This window comes from Spirillospora sp. NPDC048824 (genome assembly GCF_043198455.1).
Taxonomy (GTDB): domain Bacteria; phylum Actinomycetota; class Actinomycetes; order Streptosporangiales; family Streptosporangiaceae; genus Spirillospora.
Genome location: NZ_JBICUS010000033.1, coordinates 23,200 through 43,031 on the forward strand (window position 1 = coordinate 23,200; position 19,832 = coordinate 43,031).

Sequence of the window (19,832 nt, forward strand, 5' to 3'; positions counted from 1 at the left end):
TGTCCTGGCCCGTCCCGGCCCCCGGGGCCACGGCGGCTTCCGGAAACCGACTTCGGACGGCCCGGGGACCTTTCGAGGTGTCCCCGGGCCGTCCCTGGTCGCTGTGTGCGGCGCTCGCGCTACTTGTCGGCCTTCTTCTTGCCGAAGCGCTGCTCGAAGCGCGCGACCCGGCCACCGGTGTCGAGGATCTTCTGCTTGCCCGTGTAGAACGGGTGGCAGTTCGAGCACACGTCCGCGTGGATCACGCCGTTCTCGGCGGTGCTGCGGGTCTCGAAGGTGTTGCCGCACGTACACGTCACGGTCGTGACGACGTAGTTCGGGTGAATGTCAGGCTTCATTGTTCTCCTCGCTTCTGGCGGTCGCCGGGCGCCCCGGGGTCACATGGCCGATCACGCCCGACAGGGCCATGAATGATGCAGGAGACGTGAACCGGTACCGCAGCGGTTGCGCGAACCGTCCTCATCCTCGGCTGGGTCGGCGGTGCCGGGCCGCCGGAACACCCCGGATGAGAACGACTCGCTCCAAGTGTGCCAGATACCTGAACGTGGCGAGGTCACCGGGCATTCCCGATCCCGCCGGGGACGCACGCGCGCGCGGAACGTCCCCGGTCACGGGCGCTCAGCGGCCCGTGGTCAGCGGCCCGTGGTCGGCGGCCCGTGGTCGGCGGTCAGCCGCCGCGGCCCAGGTAGGCGAGGACGGCCATGACCCGCCGGTGCCCACCCTGCGCGAGCTGCAGGTCCAGCTTCATGAAGATGTTGGAGATGTGCTTCTCCACGGCGCCCTCGGTGACGACGAGGTCCGCCGCGATGGCGCCGTTCGACCGTCCCTGCGCCATCAGCCCCAGCACCTCCCGCTCACGCGGGGTCAGCGCCTCCAGCGGGTCCCCGATGCGCCGCCGCCCCAGCAGCTGGCCGATCACCTCGGGGTCGATGACCGTCCCGCCGCCGGCGATGCGGCGCACCGCGTCGATGAACTCGGCGATGTCCGACACGCGCTCCTTCAGCAGGTAGCCGACGCCCTCGGCACCGCCGCCGATCAGGTCGGTCGCGTACCGCTCCTCCACGTACTGCGACAGGACGAGGATCGGCGTGCCCGGCCTGCGCTCCCGGACGGCGAGGGCGGCGCGCAGCCCCTCGTCGGTGAACGACGGGGGCATCCGGACGTCCACGATCGCGAGGTCCGGGTCGTGCTCTTCGACGATCCCCAGGAGCCCGGGACCGTCACCGACCGTCGCCACCGTATCGATCCCGGCGTCGCCGAGCAGCCGGACGAGCCCTTCGCGCAACAGCACCGAATCCTCGGCGATCACTACCCGCATCCACCCATTATCGGGCCTGCGGCGGCCGTGGCGGGCCACCGCAGGCCATCCGGCGCGGGCTACCAGGTGCAGGGAAGGTCGGCGCGGATGATCGTGGGACCGCCGGCCGGGCTGTCCACGATGAGCATTCCGTCGATCGTGGCCGCCCGGTCGGCCAGCCCCGCCAGACCGCCGTCGGGGCGCGCGACCGCGCCGCCCATCCCGTTGTCGATCACCTCGACGACCACCCAGCGGTCCTCGCGGACGACGCGGACGGACGCGCGGGTCGCGCGGGCGTACTTGGCGATGTTCGCCAGCGACTCCGCCACGATGAAGTAGGCGATGCTCTCCACCGCCGCCGGGGGGCGTTCCGGCAGGTCGACGTCCACCTCGACGGGCACCGGGGCGCGGCCCGCCAGCCCCGACAGCGCCGGGTCCAGGCCGCGGTCGGTGAGGATCGCCGGGTAGATCCCGCGGGCCAGGTCGCGCAGCTCGGAGATCGCCTCCCGGGTACCCGAGTGGGCCTGCTCGATCAGCGCCCGCGCGCCCTCCGGGTCGTCGTCGAGCTTGGCGCGGGCGCGCCCGATGTCCATCGCCACCGCCAGCAGCCGCTGCTGGGCGCCGTCGTGCAGGTCGCGCTCGATGCGGCGGCGCTCGAACTCCGCCGCGTCCACCCCGCGGGCACGGCTCGCCCGCAGATGCTCCGTGCGCTTGCGCAGCTCCAGGTTCTCGGTCTGCGAGGGGCTCGGGCCGAGCATCAGCCGCGCCCACGCGGAATGCCCGATCGCCATGGTCCGCGTCACGTACATCGCCAGGACGAGGAACACCAGCCCGCCCACCGACAACGGCAGCGCCTCCAGCGGATTGCCGGCCCAGTACGAGACGAACCCGACGCTCACCTCGGCGCCGCCGTCCAACGCCACGATGACCGGCATCGCCAGCAGCATCCCCGTCGCGGCCCACACCGTCACCGACACGACGAACTCCACCAGCGTGATGGGGAACAGGACGGCGAGGTAGAGCAGGTCCTTCCAGGTCGCGGGGTCGGACGCCATCCCCTTCAGCTTGGCCAGCGGGTTGCGTCCCTTCGGCAGCCGCCGGTACGGGCTCGGGATGCGCACGCCGAACGCCGCGCGGACGAACTGCCGTTCCAGTATCGCGGCGCACCGCCACGCGATCATCATCAGCGCCAGCATCGGCAGGCCCACCCAGATGATCAGCAGGCCGAGGGACAGCGACAGCCCCACGGCCAGCGCGATGAAGCAGGCGAGCCCGAACGCCATGCTCGCGGCCAGATAGATCGCCGACCGCCATGTCAGCGACGACTTCGCCATGGCGAGCGGAGTCCACGGGGTGTTCGCGACGGTCGCCGCCGTGTCCCCGCCGACCTGCATCACCGCGGCCCATCGCGCCGCCGCCCACCGCGCGGCGGCGCCGCCCGCGGTCGCGCCCCCGCCGCCGGGGTCCCTGCTGCTCAGCTCGCCCACGTCGTCCCTCCGTACCCGTTCCAACCTACGGTCCAAGCCTGCCGAGCGGGAGGGACGGGCGACATGACGGCCACCGCCCAATGGGAGGTAGGGCTATCCCCACCCCCGGCGGAACCGCGTCCGATCGCCGCATCGGCCGGTATCGGCTGGCGATCGTCGGCATTGCCACCTGCGCCGGCGCTTCGAGGCCCTCCACACCTGCCGGCCGCATCCGGACGTGGCGCCCGCCGTGGCACTCGCCGCGCGCGCCGGGTTCCGGCTGGTGGTCGCCTCGGACGAGGATCCGGAACTCGTCCACGTGGCGTTGCGTCCCCTCGACGGCGCGTTCGCCGCCGTCTTCACACGCCGCGATGTCCACGACTGCGGATCCGCCAGCCTGGTCGACCAGGCGCTGGCCAGGCTCGACATCCCGGCGTGGCGGATCGTGCACGTTGCCGCGTCCCCGCGTCAGCTGAACATCACCGGGGCGCCCGGCGTACGCCGCGCCTGGCTGGACCGGCGACTGCCCGTGGCCTCCGCTGCCGGTCACCCGGTGTCCACCGGCGACGGAAGCGACCGTCTGCACCGGCTCCAGTACGACTGGCGCGGCGGCTCTCTGCCAGACGGTGCGGGCCCTTGTCGGCCGGATGGTGGTGATCCCCGCGGCGGAGGAGGCCACCCGGCAGATGGAGGAGCTGCCGCATGAGGCGCACCGGAGCGACGTGGTGGAGGCGGACCGCGCGTTCCACAATGCGCTGGTCGAGGCGGTCGGCAGTAAGCGGCTCAGCCGCCTCTACCAGGCGTTGGACGGAGAGATCCGGCTGTGCGTCGCCCAGCTGCGGCCGGCGTGGGCATCGCCGGCCGCGCTCGGCCGCGAGCACCGTGAGGTCTTGTCGGCCATCACCGAGGGGTCGATGGACGACGCGGTGGAGCGGATGCGCACCCACCTGGAGAAGGCGGTCGTCCATCTGACCGGCCGCCGGCCCGACCAGGCTACGGCGCCGCGGGGGTCCCGCTGCACGTGGCCACGACGGGGGCCGTCGAGGACGACTGACGCGCTCGCCCCGGGAACGCCGACGCCCCCGCCGGAACGATCCGGACGGGGGCGTCTGCGGCTTCTCGGTCAGCGGTCGTCGGAGACCGTGGTCTTCTGCACCTGGAGCAGGAACTCGGCGTTGGACTTGGTCTCCTTCATCTTCTCGATGAGGAGCTCCAGCGCCTGCTGCGTGTCGAGCGCGTGCAGCACCCGGCGCAGCTGCCACACGACCCGCAGCTCCTCCGGAGCCATGAGGATCTCCTCCTTGCGGGTGCTGGACGCGTCCACGTCCACCGCGGGGAAGATCCGCTTGTCGGCCAGGCTCCGGTTGAGCTTCAGCTCCATGTTGCCGGTGCCCTTGAACTCCTCGAAGATGACCTCGTCCATCCGGGACCCGGTCTCCACCAGCGCGGTCGCGAGAATGGTCAGCGAGCCGCCGTTCTCGATGTTGCGCGCGGCGCCGAAGAACCGCTTGGGCGGGTACAGGGCCGTCGAGTCGACACCACCGGACAGGATGCGTCCGGACGCGGGCGCCGCCAGGTTGTAGGCGCGGCCCAGACGGGTGATCGAGTCGAGCAGCACGACGACGTCGTGGCCCAGCTCGACGAGCCGCTTGGCGCGCTCGATCGCCAGCTCGGCGACCGTGGTGTGGTCCTCGGCGGGACGGTCGAAGGTCGAGTGGATGACCTCGCCCTTCACCGTCCGCTGCATGTCGGTGACCTCTTCCGGACGCTCGTCCACGAGGACGACCATCAGGTGGCACTCCGGGTTGTTCTTGGTGATCGCGTTGGCGATCGCCTGCAGCACCATCGTCTTGCCGGCCTTGGGCGGCGACACGATCAGGCCGCGCTGCCCCTTGCCGATCGGCGACACCAGGTCGATGATCCGGGTCGTCAGGATGCCCGCGTCGGTCTCCAGCCGCAGCCGCTCCTGCGGGTACAGCGGAGTCAGCTTGCTGAAGTCGACGCGGCCCTTGGCCTGGTCGGGCTCCATCCCGTTGACGGTGTCGAGGCGCACCAGCGCGTTGAACTTCTCGCGCCGCTCGCCCTCGCGGGCCTGCCGCACCGCACCGGTGATGACGTCGCCCTTGCGCAGCCCGTTCTTGCGGACCTGCGCCAGCGACACGTACACGTCGTTCGGGCCCGGCAGGTAACCGGTGGTGCGGACGAACGCGTAGTTGTCGAGGATGTCGAGGATGCCCGCGACCGGGATCAGGACGTCGTCCTCGGTGATCACCGGCTCCTCGTAGCGCTCGCGGCCGCGGCCCCGGTTGCGCTCGCGGAACCGGCGCCCGCGCCGGCCCCTGCCGCCGCCGTCGTCATCGTCGTGCTGGCCGCCCTGGCCGCCCTGACCGTGCTGGCCGCCCTGGCCGCCCTGGTTCTGGCCGCGCTGGCGGCCGCCGCCCTGGTCGCCCCGCTCGCCGCGGTCGCCCCGCTCGCCCCGCTCGCCGCGCTCCCGGCCGCCGCGCTGCCGCTGGCGTCCGCCGCCCTCGCGCCCCTCACGGCCGTCACGGCCGCCGTCGCGGTTCTCGCGCCCGTCCCTGCCGCCGTCGCGTCCGCCCTGGGATTCGCCGTCCTCGGCGTTCTGCTCGCGGCCCTGGTCACGGTCGCGGCCCTGCCGCTCACCGCGCTCGCCGCGTCCTTCGAGGCCCCCGCGATCCTGCCTGTCGTTCCGCTGCCGGCCGCCGCCCTGCCGCTCGGCCCGGTCCTGCTTCTCGGGCTTGTCGGCCGGCTTCTCGGCGGTCCTGTCCGCCTGCGCGTCCGCCTGCTTGTCTGCCGGGGCCTGCGCCGCGGCCGGGGCCTGCGCGTCGGCCGGCTTGGCGGCGGGCGCCTGCTCGCCCTCGCCGATCGTCACCTGGTCGTCGGACACCTCGTGCTTGGCCGCGGCGGTCCGGCTGCGCCGGGGACGCTCGGACTTCACCGAGGCAGCGGCTCCCTGCTCGCCCCCCGCCGAGCCCTGCTGCTGACCGCCCTGCTTCTCCTGGATGGCGGCAATGAGCTGGCTCTTGCGCATCCCGGTCACACCGGTGATGCCGAGGCTGGACGCGAGCGCCTTGAGCTCGGGCAGCACCATGGCCGACAGGCCGGTGCCCGACCGGCGGCGCCGGGGGGTGGCGGACTCCGCGCCGGCCGGTGCGGCGTCGGCGGGTCCCGTGCTTGATGCGTCCGTAAGGAGTTCGCTGGATTCGCTCACTAAGGGTCCTTCCCAGGGCGCGGGCGTTGGCCGGTTTCCGGCCAGTCGACCCGATGTTGCGGCCCGGCGGGGGCGCCGGAACGGGCTCCGCTGATCACGGTGGGGCCGGGATCTGCGTGTTCTGGGCGCAGCCAGATGGTGGACGGAACGGTTCGCTCGTGCGTGTTCCCGGTACCGCCACGTCCGAAGTTTCGCTGGAATGCCGGACAACGGGTTGTCACGGTGTCGGGAAGCCTTGTACGCGGGACCGATACGGCCGGAGGGCCGGACAGGCGACGCGCGGCTGACGAGCACGCTGCCCCGAACGGGGCATCTGGTGCGGCATTCAGCCTAACATCACCAGGCCGCACTGCTATTCCCCAGAGGTCGATGTCTTCGCATTTTACCTAGCGGGATCATGCCGGGACCTGAGCCGGGCGGGGGCCGCGACGGGCCCCGCCCCCGGTGCCGCCATCAGGACCGGAACCCCGATCATCCGGTCAGGACGCGTGCGCCGCGGGTCGCGACGTCCAATGGGTGCTTGAGCCACCCATTACCCACTCCGAGAGCCATCGAATCAACTTGTGATGCGCTTGTGAAGGCCAGGACAGTAGGACCCGCCCCGGAAATCACCGCCGGCACTCCCGCCGCGCGCAGGCTCCTGACCAGTGCGGCGGACTCCGGCATCGCGGGAGCGCGGTAGTCCTGGTGCAGCCGGTCCTCCGTCGCGTCCAGCAGGACGCCGGCGTCCAGCCCGCCGGTGAGCGCCGCGATGAGCAGCGCGGCGCGTCCCGCGTTGGCGGCGGCGTCGCGGTGCGGGACGGTCCCCGGCAGCAGCCCCCGCGCCCGCTCGGTCGCCAGCCGCTGCTCGGGAATGAACGCCACGACCTGCTTGACCTGCGATTCCAGGCGCACGAGCCGCGGGCCGCCCGGCGTCGTCCAGGCGATGGTCAGACCGCCGGCGAGGCACGGCGCGACGTTGTCGGGGTGCCCCTCGGTCTCGGTGGCCAGACGCAGCACCGCGTCGTCGTCGAGCAGCTTGCCCGCGGGGTGCAGCGCGCGGGCGGCGACGATCCCGGCGACGGTCGCGGCGGACGACGAGCCGAGCCCGCGGCTGTGCGGGATCCGGTTGCGGCATCGCAACCGGAGCCCCGGCGGCCGGCCGGGACCGGATCCGGCCAGTTCGTCCAGCACGCCGAAGGTGCGGTGCAGCGTCCTGACGATGAGGTGCCGCTCGCCCCGGTCGGCGGTCTCCGCCCCTTCGCCGTCCACCTCGATGGACAGCCCACCGCCGGTCACCTCGACCTCGACGTCGTCGTGCAGGCTCAGCGCGAGGCCGAGCGAGTCGAACCCGGGGCCCAGGTTGGCGCTGGTGGCCGGGGCCCGGACGAGCACCGGCCCTTCCGTCCAGCCCACCTCAGGTGAGACCGAGCTCGGACGCGGCGGAGTGCGCATCGACCTTGATGATGGTCGGGGCAGGCGCACCGGAGATGGCCCAGTCGGGGTCCTTGAGGCCGTTGCCCGTCACCGTGCAGACGACCTTGGAACCGGGCTCGACACCACCCTGCTCACTCGCCTGCAGAAGGCCCGCGACACTCGCCGCAGAGGCGGGCTCGACGAAGACCCCCTCTTCCCTGGCGAGAAGCCTGTAGGCGGCCAGAATCTGCCTGTCGGTCACGGACGCGATGGCGCCGCCGGACTCGTCCCGCGCGGCGATGGCGAGATCCCAGGACGCGGGGTTGCCGATCCTGATCGCGGTGGCGATGGTCTGCGGCTTCAGGACGGGTTCGCCCTTCACGAACGGCGCGGCCCCGCTCGCCTGGAAACCGAGCATGCGCGGCGTCCTGGACGCCTCCTTGTCTGCGGCGTACTCCTTGTACCCCATCCAGTACGCGGAGATGTTGCCGGCGTTCCCGACGGGCAGGCAGTGGACGTCGGGGGCGTCGCCGAGCGCGTCGACGATCTCGAACGCCGCCGTCTTCTGGCCCTGCAGCCGGTACTTGTTGACCGAGTTGACGAGCGCGACCGGGTAGTCGACCGACAGTTTCCGCGCCAGTTCGAGACAGTCGTCGAAGTTGCCGTCGACCTGCAGCAGCCGGGCCCCGTGCACGAGCGCCTGCGCCAGCTTCCCCATCGCGATCTTGCCGTTGGGGACGAGGACCGCGCAGGTCATCCCGGCACGCACCGCGTAGGCGGCGGCGGACGCGGACGTGTTGCCGGTCGAGGCGCAGATCACCGCCTTGGCGCCGTCCTCGGCGGCCTTGCTGATCGCCAGCGTCATCCCGCGGTCCTTGAACGACCCGGTCGGGTTGGCGCCCTCCACCTTGAGGAACACCTCGCAGCCGGTCAGCTGGGACAGGCGGCCGGCGGGCAGGAGCGGGGTAGCGCCCTCCAGCAGCGTGACGACCGGCGTCGCGTCCGTCACCGGAAGCCGGTCGCGGTATTCCTCGATAAGGCCACGCCACGCGCGGGCGTTCGGATTCAAGTCGATCTCCTCGGATGACCTGCGATGTTGACCGGATTCTACCGGTCGCTCACTCCTCGCCCTCGACGCGCATGACGCTCGCCACCTCGCGGACGATGTCGAGCCCGCGGAGCCCCGCCACCGTCGCCGACAACGCCGCGTCCGGTGCCCGGTGCGTCACGACGACGAGTTGCGCCTCCTCGCCCAGCCCGACCTGCCGGACGGCCTGGATCGAGACGCCGTGCCTGGCGAACTCCTCGGCGACCGTGGCCAGGACACCGGCCTCGTCGGTCACGTCCACCTGGATGTAGTAGCGCGTGACCGTCTCGCCCATCGGCAGTACCGGAAGCTTGGCGTACGTCACTTCGACCGGTCCGGGCGTACCGCCGGCGACGTTCCGCGCCACCGCGACCAGGTCACCGAGAATCGCCGACGCCGTCGGCGCTCCACCGGCACCCGCGCCATAGAACATCAGCGAACCGGCCGACTCCGCCTCCACGAACACCGCGTTGTACGCCTCGCGGACGCTCGCCAGCGGATGCGACCGCGGAATCATCGCCGGATACACGCGAACCGACACGCCACGGCCGTTGCGGCCGTCCTCCGAAGGAACCCGCTCGCAGATGGCGAGAAGCTTGACGACGCAGTCCATCCCCTGGGCGCCCGCCACGTCCGCGGCGCTCACCTCGGTGATGCCCTCCCGGTGAACGTCCGCGGCCGTCACCGGAGTGTGGAAGGCGAGCTGCGCCAGGATCGCCGCCTTGGCCGCCGCGTCGAAACCCTCCACATCGGCCGTCGGGTCGGCCTCCGCGTAACCCAGCGCCTGCGCCTCTTCGAGCGCCTCGTTGAACCCCGCACCATGCGTGTCCATCTGGTCGAGGACGTAGTTCGTGGTGCCGTTCACGATGCCGAGCACCCGATGCACGTGGTCGCCGACCAGAGACTCCCGCAACGGCCGCAGCAGCGGGATCGCCCCCGCCACGGACGCCTCGTAGTACAGGTCGGCGCCGTACTCCCTCGCCGCCGCGAACAGCGTCGCCCCGTCCTCGGCCAGCAGCGCCTTGTTCGCCGTGATGACCGACTTGCCGGCCTTCATCGCCTCCAGCATCAGCGTCCTGGCCGGCTCGATACCGCCGATCACCTCGATGACGATGTCGACGTCGTCCCTCGTCACCAGGCCCTGCGCATCCGTCGTCAGCAGCTCTCGGCCGATGCCCTCGCGCACCCGGTCGGGCCGCCGCACCGCGATCCCCGCCAGCTCCAGCGGCGTCCCGACACGCGCGGCCAGGTCGTCCGCCTGCTCGTTCAGCAGCCGGACGACCTCCGTGCCGACCACCCCGCATCCGAGCAGGGCCACGCGCAGTCCGGGTTTCACGCTTCGACCTCCGCATCGAGCCGCAACAGGTCCTCCGCGCTCTCCCGGCGGACGATCACGCGTGACCTGCCGTCCCGCACCGCCACCACGGCCGGCTTCGGGACGAAGTTGTAGTTACTGGCCATCGATCGACAGTACGCACCGGTCGCGGCGACCGCCACCAGGTCCCCCGCCGCAAGATCTTTGGGGAACCACAGGTCACGCACCACAATGTCGCCGCTTTCGCAGTGCTTGCCGACAAGCCTACTGAGCATGGGCGGTGCCTCAGACGACCTGCTGGCCAGCACCCCGGTGTACTCGGCGCCGTACAGGGCCGTCCGCAGGTTGTCGCTCATCCCCCCGTCCACCGAGACGTACGTGCGCAGGCCCTCGACGTCCTTCACCGTCCCGACCTCGTACAGCGTGACGCCCGCGGGACCCACGATCGCCCGCCCCGGCTCCACCGTCAGCCGCGGCACCGTCAGCCCGTACGCCCGGCACTCGCGCACCACAATGTCCCGCAACGCGTCCGCGATCGACTTCGGGTCATGGGGCTCCTCCCCCGGCACGTACGCGATCCCGTACCCGCCGCCGAGGTCCAGCTCCGGAAGCTGGACCCCGTGCTCGTCCCGGATGGCCACCAGCAGCCCGGCCAGCCGGTGCGCGGCCACCTCGAACGCGTCCACCTCGAAGATCTGCGACCCGATATGGCTGTGCAGCCCCACCAGTTCAAGTTGCTTCAGCCCCAGCACCCGGCGCACGGCCTCAAGGGCGGCCCCGGAATTCCTGGAGAACCCGAACTTCTGGTCGTCATGGGCGGTCGCGATGAACTCATGGGTGTGCGCCTCAACACCCGTGGTGACGCGCACCATCACCTTGGCCCGGACGCCCTTCTCCCGGGCGATGTACCCCACGCGGGCGATCTCCTCGAACGAATCGAGCACGATCCGCCCAACCCCTACCTCGAGGGCCTTCTCAATCTCCCAGGACGCCTTGTTGCTTCCATGCAACGTGATGCGCTCCGTGGGGAACCCGGCCGCCAATGCAATGGCAAGCTCGCCGCCACTGCACACATCGAGCCCGAGCCCCTCCTCGTTCAGCCACTTCGCCACGGCCGCACACAGAAACGCCTTGCCCGCGTAGTGCACGTCCCCGTCATGGAACGCCGCCGCATACTCCCTGGCCCGGCTCCGCACGTCCTCCTCGTCATAGACGAAAAGAGGCGTCCCGTACTCCCGCGCGAGATCCCGGACGTCGACACCACCGACGGTGAGAACGCCCCCGTCCCGCTTGGCGCTGCGCGGCCAGACCGTTGGCTCCAGCGCATTCAGATCGTCCGCAGGCCCCACCGGATGGTCCTCCGGCAAAACGTCAGCGTGCAGGGGCCCAGCTGGATGTACTCGACTCATATCCGCTCTCTAGGGGTCTCACCAATAACGTTCAGCCCGTTGCCGAGGACGACCTTCACGGCCTCCGCCAAGCCCACCCGCCCGGCATGCACCGTCCCGGGCTCCTCATCACCCCTGGGCACGGCAGGACACCGCTCATGGACGTCGTGGTACGCCCCGGCCACTCTCTCCAAACAAAACATCAGCGGCCTTGCATCCCGTTCCCGCTCCGCCTGTGCGGCGCGCCCCGGCACGTCCCCCAACGTCCCCACAAGCTCAAGCTCCTCAGGCGCGAAATCCCGAGGACGCTCTGCCCAGACCCCAAGCTCAGAAGCCCAGCGCCCCACCCAGCAAGCCCGCGCATAGGCATAACGCACCGAAAACCCCGGATTCTCAAACGTCCGGGGCCACTCGTTCCATCCACCCTCGGGCACCGGCCCACCGCGAAACCTGGCAACGGCCTCCACCACGTCGGCCGCTGGAACCACGACCCGCACGAACCCGCGCCCTGTCACGACACCCCCGGCACGGCGCGCGATGACCCCCGGATCAACCCCGAGCTTCAGCGCCACGGGACTCTCGTAAACTCCGGGACCCCGGCTGAAAACGACCACACTCTCAGGCACCCGAACATCAAGCTCACCCTGCGCCACGGCGTCCCGCACCGCGCGCACAAGGGCATCACCGACATCGCCTGGAGTCACCCTGGTGAGACTATCCGACCATTATCTGGACACAGTGGCGAGCTTCCGCACCGTCTGGATCAGCTGGTTCGGGTCGAACGGCTTGGTCACGTAGGCGTCCACACCGATCTCATGCCCCCGCCGCACATCATGCTCCTGCGCCCTGGCGGTGATCATCACGACCCGGATGTGCGCCGTCCCGGGATCCTCCCGCAACCTGATCGCGGTGACCCATCCGTCCAGCCGCGGCATCATCACATCAAGCGTGATCACGTCCGGGCTGACGTCCGCCACCTTCTCCAGGCAGTCCTGGCCGTCCACCGCGGTCGCCACCTCGAACCCCTCCAGTTGCAGGTTCACGGCGATGAGCTGGCGGATCACCTCGTCGTCATCGACGACCAGCACGCGTCCCAGTGGCTCGGTCACGGCCTCGAAGTTAGCCCACTCCCACCCCACACGCACGGCGAACGCCCACGTGCGCGTCACCCTGCCAACCCTGGTAACCTTCTACCGCGCCGCCCGAGGGCGCAGGGCCCCCTTAGCTCAGGGGATAGAGCAACGGCCTCCGGAGCCGTGTGCGCAGGTTCGAATCCTGCAGGGGGCACCCAGAAGATGGGAACGACCGGTCTCGCTGTTGGTCGTGATCCCTCGGCATTTCAGATCCTCGCTCTGTGACGCTCTCTGTGGCTCTGGTGAGCATCTTCAGCGTATCTTCTCGCACGGTCACACGGAACGTGGCTTCGTGGCGGGTCCGGTTGTAGCGGATCTGCAACTGGAAGGCGTCGAGAAGTCGTCGCTCCAGTTCCTCGGGTAGCTCTGAAAGTTTGAGCGGCAGCTGTGGGATGGAGCCGAGCAGATCGGCGTCGTCACCGGCTGGAGGGTTTTCGGCGTTGAGTTGGTCGAGTTCGCCTTGCTTAGCGCGCCGGGTGGCCGTCAACTCGGCGAATCGACGTTGGACGGACTGCCTGTACTCACGATCGGCGTCGGTGTCACCGGTGGACTCGAAGGTCTCCAGCTGAAGGGATTCACCATGTCCTGCGGTTCCGGCTGGCAGGAAGCCGCTCCTTCGTCACCATCGCGAACCGAGGTTTCACGGTGGAACCGGTCAAGCCGCCGGCATTTGACCCGCGCATTTTCCTCCAGCACCGCGGCCCCAGTTGATCTTCATCGGGCGTGATCAATGTCGGGTATCCACATGCCGGTGCTGACGCACAGGGCGTCGCGCACACGCCACGTCGCAGCGTCTCATTGAAATGTCAGGGGTTGTACCTATTGTGGAGGTGTGACCCATACCGTTTTCCATCGGGGCTACGGCATCGAGCTCAACCTCACCGAAGACGATCTGGGGCATCCCGACCGCCCAGGTCTCCTCGATGAGCTGTACCGCAACTACATGCCTGACTTGCTGTACTGCGTTGACGCATATGAACATGGTGGTCGCGCGTGTCCCGGGTTCATGACGATCCGGAAGCTCAATGGGTGTCCGCACGCGATGCATGTCAACATCGGCGAACTCAGGAAGACGAAGAACGAGAGCGATCTTCATAAGGCTCTCAAGGAGTACACGGCGAGGACCGCCGACCGTGAAGGCTTCACCGCCCATGTAGAGGATCGGCCCAGGCATGGCCGCCGGCGCACCGATGTGGTCGTCAAAGGCGACAAGGGTAAAGAGATCGGCTACGAGATCCAACTGTCCGCCATCGCCGGCGGCTCGGTGGACAAGCGGACCCGTGTCGCCCACGCGGACGCGCTGATCCCGTTGTGGCTGGTCAACGATGAGAACGCGATCCCCATTGACCGTGCACCCTGGGCGCGGTTGAGCGTCTTCAACTGGAGAGACATCGGCAGCCGCGAAGCGCTCCCCGTGCGCGGCGGCGTGAAGACGCTTCGCCTGATGACCTGCGACTGGAGCAACCCTCAGCCGTGCCCGAACCAGGGTCGTGGACGCTGCGGCGGCCGCCATGGTGTGTGGGAAGCAACCGCTGGCTTGTACTACGACGATGTGATCTACCGGACGGCCGCCGGCGAACTCGTTCCGCTCTACTTCGAGCGCTCCGACGGCCGACGCGGGTGGCACATGTGGGTCACCCCCGCGGACAAAGAAGAGTTCCTCCAAGGCCGCCCAGAGGCATCGCCAGGAGCCAGCCAAGGCAAAGCGCTGGGGCGCGAGGGCCCTGCGCCCGTCCCGAAGGCGCGCGACCCCGCGTGTTACTACGGGGAGGACGCCGGAATCCGTGTCGAACTTGCCCGCCCTCGTGACAACGGCGATCCGATCGACGCCTCTGACTGGATCTCTGAGCCGCCCTTGACGCAATTCACCACGACTCGGGAGATGGATGGATACTACATACCCGGCGATCTCATAGCCGCACAGGGCGCTTATCAACTAGCTGATGAGCAGTGCGAACGAATCTCTGGAGCCCTCCCGCGGTCCGCCGATATCGCAGATGGCCGCGCAGAGATCACCGCACGTCAGGAATCTGAACTCTCGACTGCCCGACGGGAGCGCCTACGGCTGGTTGAAGAGCTCAACGGCCACCCTTGGTGGAACAGCGTTGACAATCGACATCTGGCCAAACAAGCGCTTAGGAAAGTTGCCCGATAGGCAGCTGCTCTGAAATCGGCGGCAATCACCCCAGTCACGCTCGTTCGGATCTGGATCCGCGTATGGCCGGAAGGCTCGCTGTGAGGGTCTGCGCGTAGTCGATAAGGCGATCAGCCGTGGCGTCTGACGCAGACAACGACTGATCGATTTCAGTCATGGCCGCTTTTTCCGCGTCTCCGCTGAGTTCCTCCTCTTGAAGCTGGGCCTCCAGCTTGGCAATTCTGATCTTGGTCTCGCGCACTGCTTCGACGGAGGTAGATACTTTCGAGATCGCATCGACAGTCTCCGTTGGAACCCCGCGCTGCGTGAGGAACTCTGTAAGCTCTGTGGTTTCCACTAGCAGCGGCATGCGATGTTCCTGCCAGTCGCGGCCCCAAAGCCGACGTCGGCGTGCTTCGGGGAAACCGTCCTCAACAAGTGTCGGCTCTCCGCCTGGTCCCGTCTGGACCGTTAGGCCAAGGCTCTCGATGTGCTCCTGTGTCTTCGCCGCGAAATCCTCAGAACGCGGATCACCGGGGAGGGCTGGCCCGTCGGCGAGAACCATCCCCAACTCGGCAAGATTGCGGTCGTGCTCAGGGATTTTGGGAAGATGCTTCATATCTTCATCTGTCAACCACGAATAGGGATCGCCTGCAGCAACGCGAACGGCATTAGGCTTCCGGCCATGAGCGGTGAACAGAACAGCGATCATGGCTGCGTCTGCCCACCAGGCGACGAGGCCACGGAACGCCTCGCGATGTTGCCGGGAACTTTCTTGAGCCAGTTTGCACCGCAACGAAAGGAGCGTATCCTGCGGAAGAGGGATGGCCGTAATATCAGTGGTACCTGCCATCCTGTTGGCAACGCGCTCTTCCAACCGTCGCTCGGCCTCGTCGTCCAACCGCTCGGCGAGCGAGTCCACCTCCAGGTACTCAGCTCTGAACTGCTCAACGACCACCGCCAGATCGGCCAGCACTTGATCGAGGTGCTCGTCAGACATCTTGATCATGGAATCCTGCGATGGACCAGCCGCCATAGGACACTTCCTCCCGGATTCATGCTCAACCACGCAATCATTGCGAGGTTTCTGGCGCTATGCGCGTTTTCTCATCTCGCTGAGGCAACTCAAGAGAGTAGCCTCCGCCGTGAGACCCGGTGACTGAAACGCGTAATCGGCATAGGTACCGGTTGGCACAAGTCCTTCAATCAGGTGATGTCAAGGTTGCCCTGTCGCCTGCCATCAGCGCATGTCTCGGCCAAGGGCATGCCTGCCCGCGCCCCTCAATAGCAACCGATCACGGTCTTCGTTGGCCTTGGCTCGCAGAGCGTAGCTCCCGGTGCCGAGCGGCCACGGGGCGCCGGGCCTCCCGGGCTTACCCAACGGTTGTCCGGCGCCGAGCGGCGAGTGGTCGAGGCGGCGGCGCGAAGGCTCACGACAGGCAACTCGCTGATGACAGCTCAGGAACTCGCTTCGCCGAACGGGAGATCCAGCTCCCGGTGACCTCGTCCAGATCGCGGCTCTCGCCCAAGCCCTCCGCGGCGTCGGCCCCATCACCGAGCCGACGAGGCGGGCGCGGAAGTCTGGGCATCAGCACCCCTGAGTGGCGGTGCGCTCACCAACCCGATCAACGCCGACCTGGCCGACTTCATCGGCCCCGGCTCCACCCCGGCGGCCGCCGCGCTCGCGGCAGTGGCCTCAACACCCGTGAACGGGTGCGCACCGCCTTCACCGCAGCGACCACCAGGCTCAACTGCACCCGAGCACGCCGAGCCGCCGAAGCCTGGGGACACAACGGCAGGACCCTCGGCGTGGCCGTCACCGCGCCACCCCGTCTTGCCTGGCTCCGCTTGCTCCACGCCTCGGAGCGCGGAGGCGGCCTTCAAGATCTCGTTGGCCGCTTCAGCTCGCTGTTCTCTTTGCGCACCCGCTTGAGCTCTTCGCGCTCGGCGGTGGTCAGCTGCTCGGGCCGCTCGCCCGGCCTGACGGTCTTCATGGTTCGTTGCCGAACCCGAGGCCGGCGACCGCATACCCCCGGCGGCAGCGAGCGGCACTGAGGTACCCAGATATCCGAGCCAGGCCGACGTCGGCACCGATGAAGCAATAATGCAAGTTTTGTGTGATCGACTGAAGCGATTGGGATACACTCAGACCTCGCGCCGAGTGAAGAGGGGCAGTAAAAGTGGACGCTTCAGAACCGGCCTGGGCTGTAGACTTGTTCGGCGAGGACGCCAGCGCGATTCGGGTAGCGATCGAAGCCGCGCTCGCTGAGACTCAGGAAGCGATGCGCGACAGCCATACGGCAGGCCGCTCCAGCAAGAAGTTCACCGCCGGTAGTTCCCGGATGACCAACCAGTTCGAGCGGCTCGTCGAGCAGATCGTCGCTCTGGACATCGAAGGCACTGAGCAGGTGTCGGTGGACGGCGTCTTCTACGAGCTGGCACTCGTCCACAACGTGCTCCTGTACCCGTACCAGATCGACCTCAAGAAGGGCGCCGAGCCCGGCGACCGGTGGCCGAAGCCGAAGCTCTCCCGTGTCATCCGAGAGCTCTTCAAGCTCACTGAACCACAGCAGGGCCAGTGGGTGGAGGACACCTTCGAGGGCATGGAGGTTCCGGGCATTGAGCTGCGCCGGACGCTCGCCGAGCTCGCTCTGCGTGCCCCGCGACCCTCGCTTGTCCTCATCCCCTACGCCATGAACCTGTCCGGTCTCCAACGGGCCTGGTGGGGTCAGGCGACTCTGCTGGATGAGGCGGGGCACATGCGCTGGATCACTGAGTGCTCCGAGCTGGCCACTGCGCCCATCACCTTGAGCGAGGCAGCGCAGCAGGGGTCTGACCAGGACGGCTTCTCCTCAGGAGACGTACCTTCAATCACCATGTCGGCTCGTTCGGAAGCTGATCGGCATGGCAAGGTACCTCCGAGGACAGAATCTGAAGACGATCAAGCCGACGCCGTTGAGAGAGATGAAGACTGATCAGCCGCCAATCCCAGGGACCGATACGGCCATCACGCCCAAGGCGGTGTGGGAAGCGTTCTACGCTCCACGACTCACTCAGGCTCGTCGGCTGGCTGGCATGACCAAGAAGCAGGTCGCCGAGGGGATCGGGGTCTCGCCAGCCGCAGTCGGCCAGTACGAGACCGGCAGCACCAGGCCCCGACCTGATGTGCTTCCTCGCCTGGCCGAGACACTCGATGTCCCGGTTCAGTTCTTCGCTGCAGGACGCCCCATGGCCCCCGTCGACTTGTCCATGGCTCATTTCCGCGCGTTGCGCTCCACTTCGGGAGCGCAACGCGACCGTGCCCTTGTGTTCGCTGAGCAGATCTGGGAGCTGACCCACGCGCTGGAACGACGAGTCCAGCTCCCGCTGGTCGATCTACCGGGCTTCGCAGGAGGAGAAGTCCACCCTGGCACGGATCTGCCCGGCGACCCCGCAGGAGCCGCCCGAGAACTCCGAATGATCTGGGGTCTCGGCGATGGACCGGTCCGACACCTGACCCGGCAACTTGAGGGTCACGGCATCGTGGTCGTGGCGCCACAGGAGAACAGGGTCGCTACGAAAGTGGACGCGTTCGCCAATGCCGGGCTGCCCCGCCCGCTGATCGTCTTGACCACCAACCGCACTGACGACGTGTACCGCTACCGATTCAGCGGGGCACACGAACTCGGCCACCTCGTTCTGCACGCCACCTCTAGAGGTGACCAGCAGCAGGAACGTGAAGCCGACGCGTTTGCTGCCGAATTCCTCACCCCCCGCAAGAGCATCCTGCCGCTCCTACCTTCACGCCTCGATCTCGCTCAGCTCGCGACACTGTCCGGCACCTGGGGCGTCTCCGTCGACTCCTTGATCTACAGATGCAGAGAGCTTGGTTTGATCTCAGACGCCACCACCAGCCGCGCCTACCAACGCCTCCGCGCACTCCGACACCAACCAGGATTCGCTCCCGAGCCCGTCGCTCACTATCCCGGAGAGCAGCCAGTGATGCTCCGACAGGCGTACGAGCTCGCCGAACAAGAGACCGGCCTCACCATCCGCAAACTCGCTCACGAACTCTGCTGGCACCCCAACCACGTTCGCGAACTCCTCGGAATGCCCGACACCCGACCCACGCTCCGACTCGTGTAGCGCTCCACGCTGCTCTTATGGCCAACGGTCACCTTGGCGAAATCCCCATTGGATGGGCATGCGATCAGTCGGTGGTGGCGACGAGAAGTTTCCACAAGATTCCGTCCTCACCCTGGACTAAGTTAGTGGCGGCCGACCGTACAACCCCGAGCACGAACGGTACGCCACGTCCTCGCCGAATCGGCGGCACGCTCCGCTGATCGCCACCAGCGCCGGGCTGTCCCCGCGTCACCGGATAGCCGGTACCAGCACCCTGGACACGGCAGGAGGGCAGCACCTGGCCCTGAGATAGGTCTTCAAGATCGCTCCCGATCACCCGACTGGCGGCAGAAGAGGATCCCTACGTCGATCAGTAGAGCCATCGGTCCAGCACCGCGGGCCAGAGGTGAGTCTCGTGGTCGCCATCCCCGAAGGCGGGCGGGTCGAGCGCCCTGATCTGCTCCGACAGGTCGGCGAGTTCCGCCAGTGCCTCCTCTTCGGCCCGTTCATCTTCGTCCCAGTGGCCGATGACGGTCGAGCCGGTCAGCCAATTGCCGACCAAGTGCAGCGAACACAGCCAGTGGTTGATCGTCGAGTTGACGAACCTCGCACTGCCGTCCGACGACCCTACTTGCAGCACCTTGCCACGCCCCGGCACGGCGCCGTACTTCCAGGCCACGTCGAGTACGTCGTCGTCGATGCGCGCCAACCAGTACATCGTCGGCTCCGCGTTGAACGACACCGCGTCCACCAGATCATCGATCAGCGGTACGCCACAGGAGACCAGAGCCGCCTTCTGCGGCTCGGGAAGCCGCCAGGTCGCCACGTCGGATTCGACGGCACGCACTACCCGCCCCGCGCCGGCCCAGGAGGTAACCGCGTCGAACGCAGGAGGCACTGGGAGATCACCAACAGGCACACCACTGAGGCTATCCAGGTACGGGTTCAGGCACCGCTGTCCCGCAGTTGCCATCATCCGACCATCGGCAGAGCCACGCGGACTGCGGCATGAGTGGACGTGTATTGCTAGCCAGAGACTCCAGGGCGGGTCACTCAGCGGCATGCGCTGTTGGGTTGCAGACGTGGTTCAATCTTGGGGGACACGCCTAGACACGGGGTTTGAGTCCGGTAGAAACTCCTCCTATGCCTTCAGGTCCCTACAGTGCCTCCGCGAGCGCTGTCGGCTACCTGGTACGCCCCGGCGATTTTGGAGACTATCTCGCGTGTCCGACTGCCATTAGCCTAGCAGCTGCATGGTCGTCACGAAACCTTTCTTCGTACTCT

16 protein-coding genes, 1 tRNA gene and 1 pseudogene are annotated in these 19,832 nt (G+C 68.2%); 6 read left to right on the plus strand and 12 right to left on the minus strand.

Annotated features, from left to right (window positions below; all coding sequences use genetic code 11):
• Positions 1 to 119: 119 nt before the first annotated feature.
• The 3 genes from rpmE to ACGFIS_RS35955 form a co-directional block, all read right to left on the minus strand.
• A complete protein-coding gene (gene rpmE, locus ACGFIS_RS35945; protein WP_121434040.1) occupies positions 120 to 338 on the minus strand; it encodes a 50S ribosomal protein L31 in 219 nt (72 codons plus the stop codon).
• A gap of 329 nt (positions 339 to 667) precedes the next feature.
• Positions 668 to 1,318, minus strand: coding sequence for a response regulator (locus tag ACGFIS_RS35950; RefSeq protein ID WP_392908319.1), 651 nt, complete (start codon positions 1,316 to 1,318; stop codon positions 668 to 670).
• Between the two features lie 59 nt (positions 1,319 to 1,377).
• Positions 1,378 to 2,784, minus strand: coding sequence for a sensor histidine kinase (locus ACGFIS_RS35955; RefSeq protein WP_392908316.1), 1,407 nt, complete (start codon positions 2,782 to 2,784; stop codon positions 1,378 to 1,380).
• Positions 2,785 to 3,001: 217 nt separating this feature from the next.
• Here ACGFIS_RS35955 and ACGFIS_RS35960 point away from each other — a divergent pair, with 217 nt between their 5' ends.
• Positions 3,002 to 3,469, plus strand: a complete 468-nt coding sequence (locus ACGFIS_RS35960; RefSeq protein ID WP_392908314.1) for a hypothetical protein — start codon at positions 3,002 to 3,004, stop codon at positions 3,467 to 3,469.
• Positions 3,450 to 3,656 (plus strand): annotated as a pseudogene (locus ACGFIS_RS35965) (FCD domain-containing protein); the annotation flags it as partial. The gene ACGFIS_RS35960 and the pseudogene ACGFIS_RS35965, both read left to right, overlap by 20 nt.
• Before the next feature lie 230 nt (positions 3,657 to 3,886).
• Here ACGFIS_RS35965 and rho read toward each other — a convergent pair.
• From rho to ACGFIS_RS36000, 7 genes are all read right to left on the minus strand, one after another.
• Positions 3,887 to 5,992: a transcription termination factor Rho gene (gene rho, locus ACGFIS_RS35970; RefSeq protein ID WP_392973853.1), complete on the minus strand. Its 2,106-nt coding sequence runs from the start codon at positions 5,990 to 5,992 to the stop codon at positions 3,887 to 3,889.
• Between the two features lie 471 nt (positions 5,993 to 6,463).
• Positions 6,464 to 7,426, minus strand: a complete 963-nt coding sequence (gene thrB / locus ACGFIS_RS35975; protein ID WP_392908309.1) for a homoserine kinase — start codon at positions 7,424 to 7,426, stop codon at positions 6,464 to 6,466.
• Entirely contained in the window at positions 7,389 to 8,456 is a 1,068-nt protein-coding gene (gene thrC, locus ACGFIS_RS35980) for a threonine synthase (protein ID WP_392908307.1), read from the minus strand. The genes thrB and thrC overlap by 38 nt, the downstream gene beginning before the upstream one ends.
• Positions 8,457 to 8,505: 49 nt before the next feature.
• Positions 8,506 to 9,810 (minus strand): homoserine dehydrogenase, encoded by a 1,305-nt coding sequence (locus ACGFIS_RS35985; RefSeq protein WP_392908305.1) that lies wholly within the window; start codon positions 9,808 to 9,810, stop codon positions 8,506 to 8,508.
• Positions 9,807 to 11,198, minus strand: coding sequence for a diaminopimelate decarboxylase (gene lysA, locus ACGFIS_RS35990; protein WP_392973854.1), 1,392 nt, complete (start codon positions 11,196 to 11,198; stop codon positions 9,807 to 9,809). Before lysA ends, ACGFIS_RS35985 begins: the two co-directional genes overlap by 4 nt.
• Positions 11,195 to 11,881 carry a DALR anticodon-binding domain-containing protein gene (locus tag ACGFIS_RS35995; protein WP_392908299.1) on the minus strand — a complete coding sequence of 229 codons (687 nt, stop codon included), beginning with the start codon at positions 11,879 to 11,881 and terminating at the stop codon, positions 11,195 to 11,197. The genes lysA and ACGFIS_RS35995 overlap by 4 nt, the downstream gene beginning before the upstream one ends.
• A gap of 21 nt (positions 11,882 to 11,902) precedes the next feature.
• Positions 11,903 to 12,265, minus strand: a complete 363-nt coding sequence (locus ACGFIS_RS36000; protein ID WP_392908831.1) for a response regulator transcription factor — start codon at positions 12,263 to 12,265, stop codon at positions 11,903 to 11,905.
• Positions 12,266 to 12,392: 127 nt separating this feature from the next.
• On the opposite strand from ACGFIS_RS36000, the gene ACGFIS_RS36005 reads away from it, so the two are divergent.
• Together ACGFIS_RS36005 and ACGFIS_RS36010 are read left to right on the plus strand one after the other, a co-directional pair.
• Positions 12,393 to 12,464 (plus strand) — tRNA-Arg (locus ACGFIS_RS36005).
• A gap of 678 nt (positions 12,465 to 13,142) precedes the next feature.
• Positions 13,143 to 14,465 carry a hypothetical protein gene (locus tag ACGFIS_RS36010; RefSeq protein ID WP_392908297.1) on the plus strand — a complete coding sequence of 441 codons (1,323 nt, stop codon included), beginning with the start codon at positions 13,143 to 13,145 and terminating at the stop codon, positions 14,463 to 14,465.
• Between the two features lie 34 nt (positions 14,466 to 14,499).
• On the opposite strand, the gene ACGFIS_RS36015 is transcribed toward ACGFIS_RS36010, so the two are convergent.
• Entirely contained in the window at positions 14,500 to 15,444 is a 945-nt protein-coding gene (locus ACGFIS_RS36015) for a hypothetical protein (protein WP_392908294.1), read from the minus strand.
• Between the two features lie 1,213 nt (positions 15,445 to 16,657).
• Between ACGFIS_RS36015 and ACGFIS_RS36020 the strand changes: the two genes are divergently transcribed.
• Together ACGFIS_RS36020 and ACGFIS_RS36025 are read left to right on the plus strand one after the other, a co-directional pair.
• Positions 16,658 to 17,419 carry a hypothetical protein gene (locus tag ACGFIS_RS36020; protein WP_392908291.1) on the plus strand — a complete coding sequence of 254 codons (762 nt, stop codon included), beginning with the start codon at positions 16,658 to 16,660 and terminating at the stop codon, positions 17,417 to 17,419.
• The gene (locus ACGFIS_RS36025) at positions 17,409 to 18,569 is read left to right on the plus strand and encodes a helix-turn-helix domain-containing protein (protein WP_392973856.1); all 1,161 of its coding nucleotides are present in this window, start codon (positions 17,409 to 17,411) and stop codon (positions 18,567 to 18,569) included. The genes ACGFIS_RS36020 and ACGFIS_RS36025 overlap by 11 nt, the downstream gene beginning before the upstream one ends.
• Before the next feature lie 349 nt (positions 18,570 to 18,918).
• On the opposite strand, the gene ACGFIS_RS36030 is transcribed toward ACGFIS_RS36025, so the two are convergent.
• Positions 18,919 to 19,611, minus strand: coding sequence for an SUKH-4 family immunity protein (locus ACGFIS_RS36030; RefSeq protein ID WP_392973855.1), 693 nt, complete (start codon positions 19,609 to 19,611; stop codon positions 18,919 to 18,921).
• Between the last annotated feature and the right edge of the window lie 221 nt (positions 19,612 to 19,832).

Bases quoted from the DNA above. Each gene is read 5' to 3' on its own strand.
- ACGFIS_RS36025 (WP_392973856.1), top strand. From the start codon at position 17,409: ATGAAGACTGATCAGCCGCCAATCCCAGGGACCGATACGGCCATCACG.
- lysA (WP_392973854.1), bottom strand. From the start codon at position 11,198: ATGAGTCGAGTACATCCAGCTGGGCCCCTGCACGCTGACGTTTTGCCG.
- ACGFIS_RS35950 (WP_392908319.1), bottom strand. From the start codon at position 1,318: ATGCGGGTAGTGATCGCCGAGGATTCGGTGCTGTTGCGCGAAGGGCTC.
- ACGFIS_RS36030 (WP_392973855.1), bottom strand. From the start codon at position 19,611: ATGCCGCTGAGTGACCCGCCCTGGAGTCTCTGGCTAGCAATACACGTC.
- ACGFIS_RS36015 (WP_392908294.1), bottom strand. From the start codon at position 15,444: ATGTCTGACGAGCACCTCGATCAAGTGCTGGCCGATCTGGCGGTGGTC.
- thrB (WP_392908309.1), bottom strand. From the start codon at position 7,426: ATGCGCACTCCGCCGCGTCCGAGCTCGGTCTCACCTGAGGTGGGCTGG.
- rpmE (WP_121434040.1), bottom strand. From the start codon at position 338: ATGAAGCCTGACATTCACCCGAACTACGTCGTCACGACCGTGACGTGT.